Annotated in this window: 12 protein-coding genes; 2 read left to right on the top strand and 10 right to left on the bottom strand. The window is 50.7% G+C overall.

The features are described 5' to 3' along the window. Positions 1-16: 16 nt before the first annotated feature. The 10 genes from DFR27_RS01715 to DFR27_RS01670 form a co-directional block, all read right to left on the bottom strand. Positions 17-790 (bottom strand): enoyl-CoA hydratase, encoded by a 774-nt coding sequence (locus tag DFR27_RS01715; protein ID WP_121875729.1) that lies wholly within the window; start codon positions 788-790, stop codon positions 17-19. After that, entirely contained in the window at positions 787-1,950 is a 1,164-nt protein-coding gene (locus DFR27_RS01710; protein WP_121875728.1) for an acyl-CoA dehydrogenase family protein, read from the bottom strand. Before DFR27_RS01710 ends, DFR27_RS01715 begins: the two co-directional genes overlap by 4 nt. 9 nt (positions 1,951-1,959) lie before the next feature. Beyond that, positions 1,960-3,498: a CoA-acylating methylmalonate-semialdehyde dehydrogenase gene (locus DFR27_RS01705; protein WP_170150741.1), complete on the bottom strand. Its 1,539-nt coding sequence runs from the start codon at positions 3,496-3,498 to the stop codon at positions 1,960-1,962. Between the two features lie 449 nt (positions 3,499-3,947). Beyond that, positions 3,948-4,658, bottom strand: a complete 711-nt coding sequence (locus DFR27_RS01700; protein WP_121875727.1) for a DUF3581 family protein — start codon at positions 4,656-4,658, stop codon at positions 3,948-3,950. Between the two features lie 128 nt (positions 4,659-4,786). Next, on the bottom strand, positions 4,787-8,128 hold the full coding sequence (locus tag DFR27_RS01695) for a pilus assembly protein (protein ID WP_121875726.1): 3,342 nt from the start codon (positions 8,126-8,128) through the stop codon (positions 4,787-4,789). 9 nt (positions 8,129-8,137) lie between these two features. Then, on the bottom strand, positions 8,138-8,572 hold the full coding sequence (locus tag DFR27_RS01690) for a hypothetical protein (protein WP_121875725.1): 435 nt from the start codon (positions 8,570-8,572) through the stop codon (positions 8,138-8,140). After that, complete coding sequence (locus DFR27_RS01685) at positions 8,569-9,513, bottom strand: PilW family protein (RefSeq protein WP_121876091.1); 945 nt, start codon at positions 9,511-9,513, stop codon at positions 8,569-8,571. Before DFR27_RS01685 ends, DFR27_RS01690 begins: the two co-directional genes overlap by 4 nt. Next, a complete protein-coding gene (pilV, locus tag DFR27_RS01680; RefSeq protein WP_121875724.1) occupies positions 9,513-10,100 on the bottom strand; it encodes a type IV pilus modification protein PilV in 588 nt (195 codons plus the stop codon). The genes DFR27_RS01685 and pilV overlap by 1 nt, the downstream gene beginning before the upstream one ends. Then, positions 10,097-10,621: a GspH/FimT family pseudopilin gene (locus DFR27_RS01675; RefSeq protein WP_170150740.1), complete on the bottom strand. Its 525-nt coding sequence runs from the start codon at positions 10,619-10,621 to the stop codon at positions 10,097-10,099. The genes pilV and DFR27_RS01675 overlap by 4 nt, the downstream gene beginning before the upstream one ends. 8 nt (positions 10,622-10,629) lie before the next feature. Continuing rightward, positions 10,630-11,016, bottom strand: a complete 387-nt coding sequence (locus DFR27_RS01670) for a type IV pilin protein (RefSeq protein ID WP_121875723.1) — start codon at positions 11,014-11,016, stop codon at positions 10,630-10,632. Between the two features lie 328 nt (positions 11,017-11,344). On the opposite strand from DFR27_RS01670, the gene DFR27_RS01665 reads away from it, so the two are divergent. Continuing rightward, positions 11,345-12,628: an amidohydrolase gene (locus DFR27_RS01665; protein ID WP_121875722.1), complete on the top strand. Its 1,284-nt coding sequence runs from the start codon at positions 11,345-11,347 to the stop codon at positions 12,626-12,628. 140 nt (positions 12,629-12,768) lie between these two features. Beyond that, positions 12,769-13,902: an acyl-CoA dehydrogenase family protein gene (locus DFR27_RS01660; protein ID WP_121875721.1), complete on the top strand. Its 1,134-nt coding sequence runs from the start codon at positions 12,769-12,771 to the stop codon at positions 13,900-13,902. The last annotated feature ends 36 nt before the right edge of the window (positions 13,903-13,938 follow it).

Raw genomic sequence — 13,938 nt, 5'->3', positions numbered from 1 at the left:
TTCAATTACCTTGTGTTTAGCTATTCGTCCACTCGGGTGCGCGTTTTTCAAGAAAGGCGTTTACGCCTTCAGTGGTATCCGCTGAATCGAAAAGCTCAACAAAGGCTTCGCGCTCCTGATATAAGGCGTCGCGCATTGAGGTATGACGAGTTGCCTGAATCAGCGCTTTGCTTGCTGCCACCGAAGTTGGGCTCTGCGCCGATACCTGCTCCGCTAACGCTAAGGCGGCGGCCAACGCTTCACCTTTCGCCACAACCTCTTCCACTAAACCAATGGCCAACGCTTTTTCAGCGTTAAGTCGCTCGCCACAGAGAATCATACGCTTTGCCCAGGCCTCTCCTACGATACGCGTTAGTGTCTGAGTACCCAAACCACACGGGAGCAGACCTACCTTAGCTTCAGGCAAGGCCACCTGAGCCTGCGATTCAGCGATGCGAATATCACAGGCCATCGCCGCCTCTAGACCTCCGCCCATGGCATAACCATTAATCGCTGCGATCGATACGCCACGGAAGTTTGCCAAGGCCGTAAACGCCTTGCCAAAGCAATGGGCGAGCGTAGCCGCGATGCCCTTATCACCCGAGGCAAACATATTTAGATCGGCGCCTGCCGAAAAAAACTTTTCACCTTCTCCCGTTAATACGAGGGCATAGATATCTTTGTCATGATTTAGTGTCTCAACCAACTCTGCGAGGCTGTTTAAACTTGCTTCTGTCCAAGTATTCGCAGGTGGGTTGCTGATTGTTAGCAGGGCCGTTGAGCCTCGCTTTTCTAGGGTGATGCCACTCATAGCTGAAGTCCCTCACAAACTTGATCCATAAAGAGGCGCCGCGAAATAATGACGCGCATCACCTCATTGGTGCCTTCTAAAATCTGATGCACCCGCGTATCGCGAACCATTCGTTCTAGCGGGTATTCTTTAATATAACCGTATCCACCATGGAGCTGAAGCGCCTGATTACAGACCTCGAAACCTACATCCGTTGCAAAGCGCTTTGCCATAGCACAATGCATAGCGGCATTCGCATCTCCACCATCAAGTTTGGCGGCGGCGTAACGGACTAACTGTCTAGCCGCGAGTAGCTCCGTTGCCATGTCGGCTAAACGAAACTGCAGCGCTTGGTTGGCGGCAATCGGCTTGCCAAACTGTTCGCGCTCTTGAAGGTATTTCTGGCTGATCTCAAGTGCCGCCTGAGCGGTGCCTAGTGAGCAGGTTGCAATATTAATGCGCCCTCCGTCCAAACCCTTCATGGCGAACTTAAAACCATCGCCCTCTTGCCCCAACAGATGATCGGCAGGAACGAATACCTGATCGAAGGTGATCATTCGAGTAGGCTGGCAATTCCAGCCCATCTTTTCCTCTTTTTTGCCGTAGCTAATTCCCTCGCTCTTAGCAGGCACCACGAAGGCACTAACACCGCTCGCACCAGCTTCTCCGGTTCGCGCCATAACAATCAATACATCGGTACTGCCCGCTCCGGAGATAAAGACTTTAGCCCCAGACAACTGATAGCCACCGGCTACCTTAGTCGCCTTTGTGCGCAGTGATGCGGCATCGCTCCCAGCCCCCGGCTCAGTCAAACAATAGGAGCCTAGTAACTCGCCCCGAGTCATTGCTTCGCCGTATGTTTCCTTAACCTGCTCCGTACCCCACGTTCCCAACATCCAAGTAGCCATGTTGTGAATGGTTAAGTAGGCGGTGGTGGCGGTACAGCCTTTCGATAGCTGTTCGAATATTAAATGCGAATCGAGCCGCGATAAGGCTAACCCGCCGATATCTTCTGGGGCATAGAGACCGCAAAAGCCTAACTCTGCGGCTTGACGAATCGCCGCCACCGGAAAATGAGCGTCTCGATCCCACTCAGCGGCGTACGGTGCCAGTTGGTCGTTAGCGAAGTCATTCGCTAAGTCCATAAAAGCACGCTGGTCATCTGATAAGCTAAAATCCATGAGCGCTCCTTACTTCAGTGCAATGGTCATATTGGCATCAACATTTTCACCCGCCTCGAACCAGCGCGAGGTTACCGTCTTGGTTTCCGTATAGAACCTAACTGCCTGCTTTCCATAGGCATGTTGATCACCATAGAACGAACCGCGCCAGCCTGTAAACGAAAAGAACGGCAACGGCACGGGAATTGGAACGTTTACGCCCACTTGACCCACTTTAATTCGATGCTGGAAGTCTCGTGCTGCAAAGCCACTACCGGTAAAGATTGAGGTACCATTACCGAAGGGGTTGCGGTTGATCATTGCTATCGCATCGTTAAGATCGTTCGCTTCAACTAGGCACAGTACTGGGCCAAATATCTCCTGCTGATAGACCCCCATTTCCGGCGTTACCTTCGCGAAAACGGTAGCGCCAACCCAATTCCCATTGGGATAATCCGTCACTTCAACTTGAGTGCCGTCTACTAGGCAGCTTGCACCATCCTCTTTAGCCTGCTCAATAATAGCCGTCACTCGTTCTCTCGCTTGCGGTGAAATAAGTGGCCCAAAGTCGGCCTCCTCATCCGTAAACGGCCCCGGCTTCAGGGTTGCCAATTCCGCTGCAATCTCGTCGGCCCAATTCGCTGCTTCACCAACCAATACCGCAACCGAAATTGCCATACACCGCTGCCCAGCTGCACCACAGGCAGCCCCCTTCAACGCATTAATGACCTGCTGTTTATCGGCATCGGGCATCACCACCATATGATTCTTCGCCCCAGCAAAGGCCTGGCATCGTTTCAGATTATCCGTTGCAGTGCGATAGACATGCTGCCCCACGGGAACTGAACCAACAAAGGAAACGCCAACAATATCGGGGTGATGAAGAAGAAAATCTACCTGCTCTTTCGCGCCGTGCACGACTTGCAGCACATCCTTCGGGAAACCGGCCTCTAGAAATAGCTCCGCGAGGCGATTTGGTGTTAAGGGGTCCTGCTCCGAGGGCTTCAGAATGAAGGTATTACCGCAGGCGATTGCCATGGGAAACATCCACAGCGGAATCATTGCGGGGAAATTAAATGGCGTAATGCCAGCAAAAACGCCCATCGGCTGGATCCAGGACGAGCAGTCAATGTTACGGGCAACATTTCCTACCGTTTCGCCCATCATTAACGAGCTAATATTACAGGCGTGTTCAGCCACTTCAATGCCTCGCCAAACATCCCCCTTAGCATCTTCAAAGGTTTTCCCAGTCTCCATAGCAAGCAGTGTCGCAAGCTCATCGTGGTGTTCCTTTAATAGCGCTTGGTACTTCAACATCATACGAGCGCGTTGTGGAACGGGAACATCTTTCCATGACTCAAAGGCGCGCTGGGCCGATTCTACCGCCGCTACCATTTCATCTTGAGTGGCGCAGGGAGTGTTTGTCAGTACCGCTTGCGTAGCTGGATTGGTAACGGGGATAGACACCAGCGATGCGGATTTCACCCAACTACCATTGATTAGCTGAGGGACCTGAGTGGGAATAAGGCCCGCAACCTGAGACACACGCTCTTGTATAGATATCGCCATTAAAACTTCCTTTATTCTTATAGTTTCGTTTACTTAGATATTAAATATAGAATAGCGCGAATTTTAAGCATATTTATTTCTAAATTATTAGCTTATCGCTAACACTGAACCATTAAACTTAAATTTTTGCGAGGTTTTAGCTTGAGATATACCAGATATCGAATGATCGTAGCTAATAGGGCAAGGCAAAGCAGCGATTGAGGCGCCTAGAAGTGAAGGGATGGAAATATTGTGGCACGGCTCGTTGATGCAACAGGCAGAGAAATCTGCCGGTACTGGGGTAGCAGATAGCGGATAGCGGATAGCGGATAGCGGATAGCGGATAGCGGATAGCGGATAGCGGATAGCGGATAGCGGATAGCGGATAGCGATTTAGACTCTAGGCTTAGCGGTCGTCATTATCCAATCATGAATACTAAACCTAGAGGGTGACTAGTCTGAGCTCAGCGTTACGCCGCGACGAGGCCATTCTTTCGCTCGCTGTAGGTTTCAACCATCTGATCAATACCAGCTTGGTCATAGGCGCGTAAACCACTCAAAACCATGTGCTTTTCGCCACGCCCCACTACTCGGTCGCCATCGACGAACTCAAACTTCAAGATCACATTGCCACGCTTCCCCATCACCTCAAGCTCCGAGCCACTCATGCGCAGCGCCAGAGAACTAAAGTTTAGATCTTCAAAGCGAATCATCATGTCCGTGTACATCACAATGGGACGATCAGGGTTAATCATAACCTGATGCTCCGCCATCAGCGGCACGAGGATGTGCGGAAAGCTTTCACCCGAGAAAGCAACATATGCTTCAGTCAGCTGATCAATGAGTTCGGGGCTAGTCAGGCCGTCATTAGAGTGTTCAATGTTCAGACAGGGCTTATCGTTTTCATCCACTAACGAGGACTTACGCGCACACTCGGTGACAACCTTGAGCCGTGTTTGATCTGTCACCATGCCGGCGAAGTTGACATCTAGCTCGCGGCAAATTCCTACCTGTGAAAGTAACACCGAAAAGAGTAAGTCGCCAGGAATACAGAAGCGCTTGGCGTCGACATCATGAATAGGGTTGAAGTCATTCGCTATCTCTTTGGCGAAACGGCAACCCTGTTCACGAGTGAAACTCAATAGGCCATTCGCTGACTGAAAAAAAGGTGTTACCAACATAAAACAACTCTCAGAAATACAATTCACAAAAAAATGCCCAGCGAAACTGGGCAGTCACATTTTACGTTTATAACCGTGACTTGCAAGTCATATTCGTAGAACTCGCGTTGCCCTAGGCATTAGTACCATTAATCGGACGCATTGAGGTTTCCCCGAGACACGCGGTAGCGACGACTTAACTCAGTTGCCGTTGGCGTAGTCACGTGAGTACCTGAAATGACAACCTGTTCTAAGTTACCGTCAATTTCCACAATGCCAGGCACCGGTGACGGCAGTAGCCCGCCTCCAGGAACATATTCGAAGCGATCATTACCAGGAATATAGTCGTTGTTACTCACCCCTTCACCATCAGAAATTCGCACCGCATAGGAGCGAGCGATACCAAGTGAGTCACAGGATCCTGCACCGGCTGGTTGATGAGTATTGAAATAGGTTACCCCAGATAAGGTAACCGCATTACTTACCACCTTTTCTCCATTGACTAGCGTAAAATACCAACCTTCCTTAGACTCATCGACGGTAGCGCCAGCACTCGTTAAATTAGATAGGTCCGACCTCGATATCCAGTCTGAACCGCTAACCGATGAGCTAGGGTCATTCGGCACCCCACCGGAGCCTCCGCCGGGACTTGATGGTGACACATCCTTATCTTCGAACATATAGAATCGGTAATTGACAGATTCATCAAAGGGATCTTCGCGATCACCCGAGCCGATAATTACCGAGTCATATCCCATTTGAAGCGGATTGGCGGCCTCTGGATCATCAACCGCATCTACCACATCGGGCGGGTAGAGAAATCTTTGTTCGTGCCCAACTGAAGCGAGTAAACTGACCTCCCAGGGTGTCGTACTTGTGTCTGACATGTCGACTTTGCCATTTTTCAGCTCGGCTAAATTAACGCGCCATACGTGGCCGCCGGTATCACCAACGTAGATTCGATCAGCTGACCCATCTCTATCTCTGTCGATTATCGTAAGATCTGAAGGAATTGACCACTTCATATGTCCATTTTGGATAAACGTGGCAGAAGCTGGAAAGTCGGCCGGTTCTTCCGATCCGATAAAGGCAACAATATCTCCGGTCAGCGCGTCGAGCGCATAAATGCCTCTTCCCATAGAATACCCAGGCGTTCCATCATTTCGACTGGTGCCACTATCATCAATTGACGACTCATAACCCGCTCCGAAGAAAAGTAACACCTTGTCTTCCTCGCGATACTCATCTGGTGCGCTAGCATCCGAAATACGGTTAGTGACGATAGCGGGAATAGGCTTCGACCAAGTCTCACCAAGCTCGCTAAAGCCATCATCTAGCTGGGCTGAACGGGCGTCATAGGAGCGCTTCCAAAGTAGCCGGGGGCTCGTTGGATTATTAACATCTAAGGCATACAGGAAGCGCCCACCTCGGCGCATCCCCATGTATAGGTTGACAGTATCACCAATGTTGCCGAGCGAACCGTAGCCGGCCTCACCACTCACTTGTGCATCATTGGTATAGACGCCAATGCCGCCATCCACAAAATAGGGTTTATCCGCGCCTATTTTACCAAACGAAGAAGTCACGTGTGCCACATCAGCGGCGGCGTCGCTGGCGTCATAGTTAAGCTGTTCCAGCTCACCCAGATGCTCTGGAAGTGTAAGCCCCCAAAGTTCATTGCCTCGATGATCTCCGGCGTCGTCACCCGGGCCGCCTTGTGCTGCACGAAATAAACCGTCATTCGAGCCATAGAAGACAACAATCGTGTCATCATTACCGTAAGTGTTGTAGTTCACGATGGCTGGCTGAGAGTGAATGACGTCGCCGTGTACATAAGGTCGCATATCCGCCGTTGAGCCGTCGTCGTTTTCATCGTAGACATCGTTACCCGACAACCAACTGTAGAGTGAGCTATCAATCTCACTGCTCATAGTTGTACCGAGCGTTCCACTGGTGTCACTGGTAAAGGTCAGCAGGTCCCGAACCGCCGCAGAAGCACTTCGAATACGCTGTGCAACACCGCCTTTCTCAACCACCTCTCCGTCGGGCGCATCTGAACCCGATGGTATTGTCCCTCTAGGGTCAAAATCCCAGTAATTCGAATCTACACTCCAGAAACTCGTTGCAGTGGCATTGATAAACCCTGATGCGCGATTCTCTGCGGCCAAGCCGTTTTTATCCTCAAGCTGAACTTCATTGGTGTTGGCGTCCACTCCTAATGTGTACATTTTTAGGTTACCTGGCCACAGCGGGCGATTGTAGGTATCAGGTCTAAATACGCCAATATAAACTTGGTTCAAGTTAGTCCCACGAACGTTCACCGATACTGGCAATGCGGTTGCCGCAAACGCGGTATTGATGGCCAGAATTTCATTCAGAATGTCCTTAATAGCCTGAGTCAGCTCGTTAGCATTCTCAGCAGTATGATAGCCACCGCGAGCGATACTTCTTAAATATCCACGTTCGTCAGCTGTCCTAGGGTCTTTCCCATTGGCATCAGGGTTGTAGACATCGACAACGAAGGTAACGATGTTTTGATTTCCATCTTGGCTATCATCGGTATCTGTATTTTCTAAAAAACGCGACCATTCATCGGCCCAACTCGACTCATATTTATTTCCGTCCAAGTCAATAACCGACGCATCTCCTCCAGCAGCTCTCAACGCGGCTTCTGCACTGGTGTTTTCGCCGGAATCAGGCGAACCATTACCAATCAACACTACGTAACTGTTGCCGCAATCTCCAGCTGTGACGGGCGAAATATAGTTACCACTGGCATCCACTGCCGCGGGATCATAATTACCATCATTTAAGCCAGAATAAGCTGAGAGCCCCATGTAATAGCGGTACGCTTCATGTAAAGACATGCCGTAAGGCGCGTTGTTGGTCTTGTCGAGCAAATAATCATTATCATTGCCACTTGCATTCAAATAGAACAAGTCACTGATCGCTAACTCGCTACCGGTTTTACTCTCAGCTTCTTTGCGGACCAAATAATCCTGCCAAGCTAGTCGCGATGCTGGGGTAAATTCCTCTACCGCACGCATAATCTTGCCGCCACGTGGCGAGTTTGAGTCCGAGTACAACATCAGCCCTAGATTCATGGCGTAGGTCGAACTATTCGAATCCGCGGGACAACTAGGATCCGTCACCGCACCCGTTGCGACAACCGTTGAAGCAAAGCTACCATCGGCTTGCTCCACTTCAACCACCGTGTCGGGAACAGCTAAGCAGGACACCATGTTAAAGAGGGCATCGTGGATGAGCATATTTTTAGTTGGGGTTCGGGTATCAACGCCATTGGTCTCGTCGCCCATGGAAGCATTCCAGTTGGCCGAGTTATCAATAACGAAGAGAATGTTTGGGACGCCACCAGCCCCAGCTCCCGCTAGGAAGATGTCGGTATCGTGCGCTGGCACAGAACTCGCTGCCGCAAAACCAACGGCGGCGGCAAGCGTGGAAATTTTGGCTGATAGTCGCTTAGTCTTCATAAGGAACTCCTAATCACAACTGCCCGCTGTGTAGTTAAATTTGACCACTTGGCGGTAACCCGCTACGGCGGAAGTGATTGTATCTACTACGGAAACATCAACTTCCCAGTAAACCGTTTCTGGAACAATACTTTGTGTCAACGAGTAGCCGGCCGCTGCCTGAGCGTGAACGCAAACTGGCGTACCTACGGTCACCGTATAACCCGAGGTTAACTCCGCCGGAATGGTTAATGTTGTGGTGGCCGAATTCACCAGATTATCAACATCGCTAAGAACGTACTCAATGACATTACGACCCACCTGTTCGGTAGTCAGGCGGTCCTGATGCGCAGTCATTAATTGCGCTGAAGTCGTAGTACGATATAACAGCGATACGGATAAGAATGCTAACAGTGCAACAATTACTAGTGCGGTAATTAACACTGCGCCACGTTGATTCTTCATTGTCGCCTCATACCAATATTTGTGAGCTTCACATTACCAATCACCAATCGGCGCTTAAACTGATCGGAGTACGGACCAAAATAGCCTGCCTCGCCCATGAAGTAAGTACGCGTATCCGTTTGCTTTGACACGGCATCCTCAGAACGAATCAACAGGTAGGTTTGAATGGCGGTAACGTTCTGCCAATCTGCTACGGTAGTAAGTGATGAGACATACGCATCGTCGTCACCTACATTGGTATCGTTCGGTGCGCCATCGTTAGAGCGATCCACACCATAATCCACCTCAAAGGCATCAATATTTTCAACTAATGGCTCCAGCACAAAACCGCTACCAGAGAGCGTCAACCGCTTGAGCGTTAGATCCGCTGCATCCACCAGATAAACATTGATCAAGAAAGGCGCCACACCAAGCGATAAGCCCGTTGCGTATTCGCTTAGATTGAAGTTGGACGCATTAGCACCCGTATCAATCACATAATTAACAGGGCTAGCCTGAAGGTAAAAGGTGTTAGCATTAAGGGTTACCACCTCTTGAGAAGAGCGGCGCGCCACCACTACCACATCGGTACCCTCTAAGACCGTGACACCCTGACAACTAAAACCACTGGCGACATCATTATAGCCAGTAACCGGCACCGCCATTTGCGCAGCGAGTGTGGCCGACGTGGCCACCCATGCCGCATTACATACGTCGGGCACCGCCGCGGGCGTAGCGGCCATGTAGTCATCTAGCCGCCCAAAGTATCCAGCCATCTCGAATTCCTCGGTAAATTGGGAAGTAGCAAAGACGCTATCCTCCAACAACCGAGCACCTTCTCTTAGCTGAGCATTGGTGCCCAAACCTGAAATGTACACCGACACCACAGTAGTCATCAACACAGCACCCAAGGCCAAGGTAACTAAAACTTCAATTAAGGTGAGACCCCTTTGATACGTCATCAGTCCAACTCCGCTACACGTACATAGAGGCGCACTGCCCGGCGAAATGTATCCGTTCCATATAAACCATTGCCACAGCTTGCGCTGGGGACAATCGTGGACGAGGCGCCTTGGTAGGCCACAACAATTTCATAAAAATCGGTAGAAGACACTAAATTGCCGCTAGCATCATAGGTGTCGGTAGGCCCATAAACACAACCCCGAGCATCCACTAAACTCCCTACGGCATCGGTGCCATCAAGCTCACCTCTTCCCTTCAATGCGTTGTCCCAGCGCACTATATCTCGCATTGGCTGTACTCGTGTTGCAATGGTACCAAAGGCCGCACAACTTACTGTCCCGCTATAACCCGTTCCAACGTAGGCTGTGCCATTTGATGAAAAAGCATAGCAACCCGCAACCCCGGCATTACCTTGAATGTATTCAGCCATATTCTGTGCTAATCGCAGCGCTTCATCACGCTGCAAAACTTCTAACGCGGCCAGCTGGCTTCGGCCTTGCAGCGCAACGAAACCTAAAATAGCGACCGCCGTAACAAAGAGTGCCACGAGAAATTCAATTAAACTAAAACCGCGCGCGCGCATCATGAACAGGCATCTCCCGTACTCAACTCTGTACCGCCAGATAACTTCAAAGTTACATCACTCGAATTCAAGCCGCTAACGGTTGAAGCACAGACCTCAAAACTATCGTTGGTGCTACTTGCATCACTGGCCACATCACTACGGCCGTTAGCCCCGTACACAATCTCGTTGACGGCGGCTGTGATGGTGACATCTGAAAACGCCTCACTCACAAATAGACAGCTCGTATCGGCAGACGCGGCAGTACAATCGGCAAAGCTTGTACTATCACTGGTTGCCACAAAAAAACCGTTACTCCAATCTGCACTGGTGCTGCCATTGGGCTTGACCCATACCTCAGCTCTTCGCTTGATAGCTTCCTGACGAGCGACGGAAATGCCGCTTTGCAGTTGTAGCGCTACCGCCCTCTGCTGCGACTGCGCTGCCCACGCCTGAAAGCGAGGTAAGGCAATGGACGCCGTTATGCCCAAAATCACTAAGATAATGAGCAGTTCAACCAATGAGAAGCCCTGATGTTGTTTCACCGTTATCCCTACCACTTCGCAGCCGGAGTTTTAACTCCAAGCTGATTGATTGTGAGGTCACCATCACTTGCCTGAGTGGTACCCGCAACGGGCTTAGCGGTAATCACAAATCTCGGCGGCCCAGCGCTTACTGCGATGGTGACGGTATAGACTCCGCTTATGGCAGAAGGTTCCGAGACTCCCAAGTTTGCAATCGTTGAGGTATAGCTTCGGCTATCGAGAAGGTATTGCTGCTCAGCCGAGGCCAGCTCAAGCATATACTGCTGGGCCGCAGTGCGATTCGTTCGTGTTACATAGTCATCATACTGCGGCATGGCAATAGCCGCCAGAATGCCAATAATCAAAATCACCAGCATTAACTCAATGAGCGTAAAACCCTTCGCATGTCTCTTCATTTCACTCAAACTCTTGTTTGTTATTTCTTATTATCGTTACCCACAGGGCGATCGCCAGAGCATTCTAGCGCGCTTGTGCGGTGGGTAGCCATTTTATTGATTAAATTTGAATCAGATCACGTATTCAACCACTCAGATGCTGTGCTCGCGAGCCAAGTGCTGGCCATTTCTGTTCCGCTAGCCATACACGCACCTATACCCGTTACCTTACCCACTAACGAACGTTGACTCCACTCCTAATGATGGATAATTCCCTTCGAGTGTGGTTTACAGTTAGTCACGGGGAACGTAATGTGGTCCCTAATTGATAATAGATAAGGACGTGTTTATGAAGACCATGCAGACACTCGCTCTTAGCATTTTAGCGCTGAGCACCGTTAGTTCCGCTGATACCATTAAAGAGCAAGTTGCCAGTATCGAACCTCAGGTTATTGAGTGGCGGCATCATTTACACCAAAACCCAGAACTGTCGAATAGGGAGTTTGAAACGGCTAGCTACATTGCTGAGCACTTAAGCTCGCTTGGAATTGAAGTGGAAACCGGTGTGGCGCATACGGGTGTAGTAGGCATCCTCGATTCAGGAAAGCCGGGACCAACTATCGGACTGCGTGCTGACATGGACGCGCTACCTGTTTTAGAGCAAACCGGCTTAGACTTCGCCTCCACCGCAATGGGCGAATATAACGGCGAAGCGGTCCCTGTGATGCATGCCTGTGGCCACGACACGCACGTGGCTATGCTCATGGGCGCTGCTGAGTTACTCGCCGCCAACACCGATGCCTTTAGTGGCAAAGTAGTCTTTCTTTTCCAGCCCGCAGAAGAAGGCGCGCCGCGAGGCGAGGAAGGGGGTGCGGAACTCATGGTCAAAGAAGGCGTGCTTGAGCGCCACAACATCGATAGCGTGTTCGGCATCCACATTAGTTCCGGCGAACTGATGGGAGCAATAGGTTATCGCGAACGCGGTATCATGGCTTCAGTACAAGACTTTAAGATCATTGTAAAAGGTCAGCAAGTACATGGCGCGTACCCTTGGGGAGGGATTGATCCCATTGTCGCCTCGGCGCAACTTATCAATCAACTGCAAACAATTGTAAGCCGCGAGGCTGAACTCATTAACGCCGGCGCCGTGGTTACCGTGGGCGCGATTCACGGCGGTGTTCGCAGCAATATCATTCCCGAGGAAGTTGAGATGCTGGGTACTATTCGAACCTTGGACCCCAACATGCGCGATCAAATCTGGGCCGCTATGCATCGCAAAGTGGCTGGCGTCGCGATGGCTACCCGCACTGATATTGAGCTAATCCTCCCATACAGTAGCAATTATCCAGTTACCTTCAACGATCCAGCGTTAACACGCGCCGTGCTCCCCATAGCAAGAAGAACCGCTGGTGATGACATGGTTTTTGAGCGCAATGCGGTCACGGGCGCAGAGGACTTTAGTTTCTTCCAAGAAAAGGTCCCTGGCGTTTACTTCTTCCTTGGAGGCCGCAATCCCGATACAGCTCCCGAAGACGCGCCAGCTCACCACACTCCCTACTTCGTTGTTGAAGATGGCGCCATGAAGACCGGCGTTGAGTTGTTCTATCGCTTGATTACTGAATACCCTCAATAGCCTCTCTTTGCGTCCGCGACAGGAAGCCGTCCTGTCGCGGACGTGACTAAGCAGCCACAAATCGTTACAGACTAAACCCACTCCCTAGGCTAATCTAAGCCCCATATCTATGCGTATAAGAAAGCATTCACGGGGGCAATATGTCAGAAGAAATTACACTTTTTAAAGATATGGTCTTGCGCTTCTTCGAACAGGAAGTGGCACCAAACTACGAACAGTGGGAACAAGACCACTGTATGCCACGGGACTTTTGGCGCACCATGGGCGAAGCAGGCCTTCTGTTAGTTGATATGCCGGAAGAGTTCGGCGGCTCTGAAACCAGTGTTGATGTTGCACTGATGATTATGGAAGAGCTGTCGCGTTGTGGTTATTTCGGCTTAGCAACGGGTTATAACATCCATGCCAATATCGTTGCACCTTATGTGATGAATATCGGTAACGATGACCAGCGAGCACGCTGGCTTCCAGGGATGGCGAGTGGTGACATTGTCACCGCCCTTGGCATGACTGAACCGGGTGCAGGCAGTGACGTTGCAGGTATGCGCAGCACCGCAATTCGCGAAGGTGAATTCTACCGACTGAACGGTTCGAAAATCTTCATCACCAACGGCATCCACGCCGACATGGTTATTGTCTGCGCTAAAACAGACCCAGCCGCGGGCGCCAAGGGTATTTCGCTATTCCTTGTGGATACGTCCTTGCCGGGATTCTCCAAGGGCAAAAAGCTGGAGAAGATGGGGCAACACAGTAGTGACACGGCGGAACTCTTCTTTGAGGACGTCATGGTGCCAGCAGAGTGTTTATTGGGCGAAGAAGGCAAAGGTTTTATGTACCTGATGCAAGAGCTCCCTCGCGAACGCTTAGGTTGTGCAATTCAAGCTATCGGCCATGCCCAAGGCGCGCTCGATATGACTTGCGAATACGTGACGGATCGCAAAGCATTTGGCCAAAGTATCGCTCAGTTCCAGAACACCCGCTTTAAGCTGGCAGAGTTAAAGACTGAACTGGAAATGTGTCGAGCACTCTACGAAAAGCTAAAGGGTAAATTTGCTGAGGATCAAATGACCGTGGATGACGGTGCGATGATCAAATTGGCGTCCACGGAAATGGAGTTGAAGATGGTGGACACTTGCCTACAGCTTCACGGCGGCTACGGCTATACGGACGAATACGAGATCTCTCGCTTCTACCGAGACGCACGCGTGCAAACGATCTACGCTGGAAGCTCAGAAATCATGAAGGAAGTGGTGGCGCGGAGCATCCTTGGGCGCTAAGTGAGCAGGGCTGAACGAAACGGGTTTCGCCTAGTT

The organism is Umboniibacter marinipuniceus, from assembly GCF_003688415.1.
GTDB lineage: Bacteria > Pseudomonadota > Gammaproteobacteria > Pseudomonadales > DSM-25080 > Umboniibacter > Umboniibacter marinipuniceus.
This window is presented reverse-complemented; position numbering and strand designations above follow the sequence as displayed.

What these genes read in the sequence shown, in the direction of transcription:
- DFR27_RS01715 (WP_121875729.1), bottom strand. Translation starts at nt 790, where the DNA reads ATGAGTGGCATCACCCTAGAAAAGCGAGGCTCAACGGCCCTGCTAACA.
- DFR27_RS01710 (WP_121875728.1), bottom strand. Translation starts at nt 1,950, where the DNA reads ATGGATTTTAGCTTATCAGATGACCAGCGTGCTTTTATGGACTTAGCG.
- DFR27_RS01705 (WP_170150741.1), bottom strand. Translation starts at nt 3,498, where the DNA reads ATGGCGATATCTATACAAGAGCGTGTGTCTCAGGTTGCGGGCCTTATT.
- DFR27_RS01700 (WP_121875727.1), bottom strand. Translation starts at nt 4,658, where the DNA reads ATGTTGGTAACACCTTTTTTTCAGTCAGCGAATGGCCTATTGAGTTTC.
- DFR27_RS01695 (WP_121875726.1), bottom strand. Translation starts at nt 8,128, where the DNA reads ATGAAGACTAAGCGACTATCAGCCAAAATTTCCACGCTTGCCGCCGCC.
- DFR27_RS01690 (WP_121875725.1), bottom strand. Translation starts at nt 8,572, where the DNA reads ATGAAGAATCAACGTGGCGCAGTGTTAATTACCGCACTAGTAATTGTT.
- DFR27_RS01685 (WP_121876091.1), bottom strand. Translation starts at nt 9,513, where the DNA reads ATGACGTATCAAAGGGGTCTCACCTTAATTGAAGTTTTAGTTACCTTG.
- pilV (WP_121875724.1), bottom strand. Translation starts at nt 10,100, where the DNA reads ATGATGCGCGCGCGCGGTTTTAGTTTAATTGAATTTCTCGTGGCACTC.
- DFR27_RS01670 (WP_121875723.1), bottom strand. Translation starts at nt 11,016, where the DNA reads ATGAAGAGACATGCGAAGGGTTTTACGCTCATTGAGTTAATGCTGGTG.
- DFR27_RS01665 (WP_121875722.1), top strand. Translation starts at nt 11,345, where the DNA reads ATGAAGACCATGCAGACACTCGCTCTTAGCATTTTAGCGCTGAGCACC.
- DFR27_RS01660 (WP_121875721.1), top strand. Translation starts at nt 12,769, where the DNA reads ATGTCAGAAGAAATTACACTTTTTAAAGATATGGTCTTGCGCTTCTTC.